Annotated in this window: 3 protein-coding genes and 1 pseudogene; 1 reads left to right on the top strand and 3 read right to left on the bottom strand. The window is 65.6% G+C overall.

All coding sequences use genetic code 11. From position 1 onward, the window contains the following. Window positions 1–440 (top strand): annotated as a pseudogene (locus tag Q8K05_RS16595) (lyase family protein); the annotation flags it as partial. Between the two features lie 7 nt (window positions 441–447). On the opposite strand, the gene Q8K05_RS16590 reads toward Q8K05_RS16595, so the two are convergent. From Q8K05_RS16590 to Q8K05_RS16580, 3 genes are read right to left on the bottom strand one after another with little or no spacing between them, the layout of a single operon-like run. Continuing rightward, complete coding sequence (locus Q8K05_RS16590; protein ID WP_305247719.1) at window positions 448–801, bottom strand: Na+/H+ antiporter subunit G; 354 nt, start codon at window positions 799–801, stop codon at window positions 448–450. 10 nt (window positions 802–811) lie between these two features. Beyond that, window positions 812–1,093, bottom strand: a complete 282-nt coding sequence (locus Q8K05_RS16585) for a K+/H+ antiporter subunit F (RefSeq protein WP_305247718.1) — start codon at window positions 1,091–1,093, stop codon at window positions 812–814. Next, on the bottom strand, window positions 1,090–1,605 hold the full coding sequence (locus Q8K05_RS16580; RefSeq protein ID WP_305247717.1) for a Na+/H+ antiporter subunit E: 516 nt from the start codon (window positions 1,603–1,605) through the stop codon (window positions 1,090–1,092). Before Q8K05_RS16580 ends, Q8K05_RS16585 begins: the two co-directional genes overlap by 4 nt. Between the last annotated feature and the right edge of the window lie 74 nt (window positions 1,606–1,679).

Here is a 1,679-nt window from a genome sequence, read left to right as displayed (position 1 = left end):
TCATGCCGGGCAAGGTCAACCCGACGCAAAGCGAAGCGCTGACCATGCTGGCCGCCCAGGTGTTCGGCAACGATGTGGCGATCAATTTCGGCGGCGCGTCGGGCAATTTCGAGCTGAACGTGTTCCGGCCCATGGTCGCCTACAACTTCCTGCAAAGCGTGCGCCTGCTGGCCGACGGCATGGTGAGTTTCAACGACCACTGCGCGGTGGGGATTGAGCCCAACCGCGAGCGCATTGCGGAACTGGTGAACCGCTCGCTGATGCTGGTGACTGCGCTCAACCCCCACATTGGCTACGACAAAGCGGCCTTCATTGCCAAGAAAGCGCACAAGGATGGCAGCAGCCTGCGCGAGGCGGCGATTGCTTCGGGCTATGTGACGGCCGAGCAGTTCGACGCCTGGGTGGTGCCGCAGAAGATGGTCGGCCGCAAGACCGACTGATTCCGGCTCAGGAAGCGCGGCGCTCAGGCACGGCGTCTTCGGGCGGCGGGGCCTTGCCCGGCACGCGCAGGTGCAACGCCGCCTGCGCCAGCAGGTTGGCGGAAACCGGCGCGGTCACGAAGACAAACAAGGTGATCAGCAGCTCCGCAAAACCGGCCCGTCCATGGGCCGCCGCCAGCAGCATGCTGGCCAGCAGCATGCCGCCCAGACCCAGGGTGGAGGCCTTGGTGGGTGCGTGCAGGCGCATGAAGAAGTCGGGCAAGCGAGTCAGTCCGATGGCCCCCACCAGCAGGAAAAAAGCCCCCAGCAGCAGCAGCAGCGCCGCCAGCCATTCAATAACAGGATGAAACCCCATGTTCATGCCCTCCGTTTCATTCGATGACGTCGCCGCGGGTCAGGTAGCGCGCCAGCGCCACCGTGGAGGCGAAACCCAGCATCGCTATGATCAGGGCCGCCTCAAACAGTATCGGGGTACGCAGGCGTATACCCAGCAGTACCACCAGGGCCGCGGCGTTGATGTAGAGCGTGTCGATGGCCAGCACGCGGTCCGTGACGTGGGGACCGCGCATCAGGCGCCAGGCGCACAGCGCAATCGCCAGCGACACGGCGCCCACGGCGATGTCCAGCGCCAGCGCCAGGATGTTGAAACTCATGCGCTGTCTCCGGTTTGTTTCGGCGTGTGTTCATAGATGGCCAGCAGCGGGCGCTCGTAGCGCGCCTTGATGTCGGCCGCCATTTGCGCCGGATCGCTGCAGTCCAGTGCGTGGACCAGGATGATTCGGCGCTGCTCGTCGACGGTGCACGAGACCGTGCCGGGCGTGGTCGTGATGATGCTGGCCAGCAATGAAATGGCCGTGGGGTGGCTGAGCGCCAGCGGCACCGTGACCCACGCCGGCTGCGGCCGCGACACGGGGCCCAGTACCAGCCGTGCCACCACAAAGTTGGACAGCACGATATCCCACAGCACCACCCCCATCAGGCGCAGCGCCGGCACCAGGCGCACCGGTGCCATGGCAGGCAAAAAGTCGTGCAGCAGGCGGGGCACCACGAGGCCTATCAGCACGGCCGAGATCAGGTGTACCGGCGCCAGCGTGTGCTGCAGCAGCCAGCTGACCGCCAGCAAGACCGACAGCCAGGGGTGGCCGAACCAGCGGGATTTTTTCATGGCGTGTCTCCCTTGGCGGGCAGTATGACTTCGCCTTCACCGGCGCGGTAAGGCCGGGTGGTTTGGGCTGCCGC

The organism is Polaromonas sp. (assembly GCF_030682935.1).
Taxonomy (GTDB): Bacteria; Pseudomonadota; Gammaproteobacteria; order Burkholderiales; family Burkholderiaceae_C; genus Polaromonas.
Note: the sequence above shows the minus strand (reverse complement) of the source record. Positions and strands in the feature narration are given on the sequence as shown.